The 1,503-nt window shown below is 56.4% G+C and carries 2 pseudogenes; both read right to left on the reverse strand.

The annotated features are described in order from the left end of the window. Positions 1-474, reverse strand: a pseudogene (locus MVC73_RS10840) (UbiA family prenyltransferase); the annotation flags it as partial. Positions 475-759: 285 nt separating this feature from the next. Beyond that, a pseudogene (locus MVC73_RS10845) lies at positions 760-1,407 on the reverse strand (Clp1/GlmU family protein); the annotation flags it as partial. Between the last annotated feature and the right edge of the window lie 96 nt (positions 1,408-1,503).

Here is a 1,503-nt window from a genome sequence, read left to right on the forward strand (position 1 = left end):
CCCCTCCACGTCCTCTATGTCCTTGATGACTTCCCTCGCCACGTTCACGAGGAAGGCACAGACGGCAAGGTAACCGGCCAGTCCTATTTTCCCGACCGCTATTGCACCGTAGAGGGGCGTCGCGCCGGTAAGGCCCGCCACGACAAGGTTTCCTATGAAAGGCATTGGCTTGAGCTTCCAGGCGTAGAGAACCATCGCAGTGTAGGCTATCAGCGCGAGAACGAAGGCGTAGAGGTTAATCATTATGGAGAAGACCAGCCCAACCCCCATGAGAGCGAGGGAGTAGAGGAAGGCCGTCCTCCTGCTCATTGCCCCCCTGGGAAGAGGCCTGTTGGGCCGGTTTATTCTGTCTATCTCGTAGTCGAAGTAATCGTTTATCGTGTTTCCACCGGCGCACCCGAGTGTCACGACGAGAAATGCCAATAAGGCCTTCTCAGGGCTTGGAAAGTGCCCCACCGCTACTATAGCCCCCAGGCCCTCGCAGAAGCCTTCGGCGTTTATGAAGCCAACGAGAAGGTTGCTCAGCTTCTCGAAGTCTATGGCCTGAAGCCCGTGCCTCCTGGGAAACCTGAAGTCCCCTGCGTCGGCCTTTACAACCACGTATCTCTCACCCTTCCATCCAGCGAAGACAATCCAGTCGAAAACCTCTGAGAGGAGAGACTTCTCCTCCTCCAGCAGTTCCCGCCCCTGGAACATAGAGGTTCCCGTGGGCGTTATCCTCCTCAGATCGACCTCCACAGTGGAGGAGCCCTCGAAATACTTCCTCCACTTCTCCCTCCGGACTTCCCTTCTCTCCTCCAGGGAATACCTCCGCGCCCTCTCGCTCACCCCCAGCCTCACCACATTCGTTAGGTGTCCCACGGCCCTGGCGAGAATCTCGAGCTCCTTTTCCCTCTCGAGGAGTATCAGGAAGTCAGGTTTGACGAGCTCAACCTTGAGCCTCTTCATCTCGAGACCGATTCCGCTCACGAATCCAGTGGTGTCGATCAGGGTAACGTCGGCCGTTTTTGATGCCACGTCAACCAGTCTGGAAACACCCAGAGCCATCTCGCCGGCATAGCCGCCGGGTGCAGTGGTGCCTATGAAGTAGTGGAGAACCCCTTCCAGCTCGCTCAGAGAGGAGAGGGGCCCCTCGGGAATCCCCAGGCTTATAGTGGCCGGGGGAAGAATGCTCTTCTGCCCCACGTCCGAATCGACGACCGCAACTCTCAGGCCCTCGGAGAGCAACTCGTTCATGAGGAAAGTCAGGAGGGTCGTCTTCCCGCTGTCGGTTCCACCAACGATCATGACCTTTACGGGGCCCTTTCCGGCCTCCCTCAGCAGAAGCTCTACCGCGTCGAAGCGATCATCAGGAACGTCCCTCGTGTAGACCGCCTTGTTCATGGTGAGGAGTTCCACCAAAAACATAAAAAGTTAATCGTGATCCGAGGAGGCAAGAACACCAAATGGGATACACTGAAAATGGTTCCAATGAGTAACAGACTTTGTCATAAGCCTTAAAAA

Origin of the sequence: Thermococcus sp. (assembly GCF_027052235.1) — an archaeon.
Lineage (GTDB): Archaea > Methanobacteriota_B > Thermococci > Thermococcales > Thermococcaceae > Thermococcus.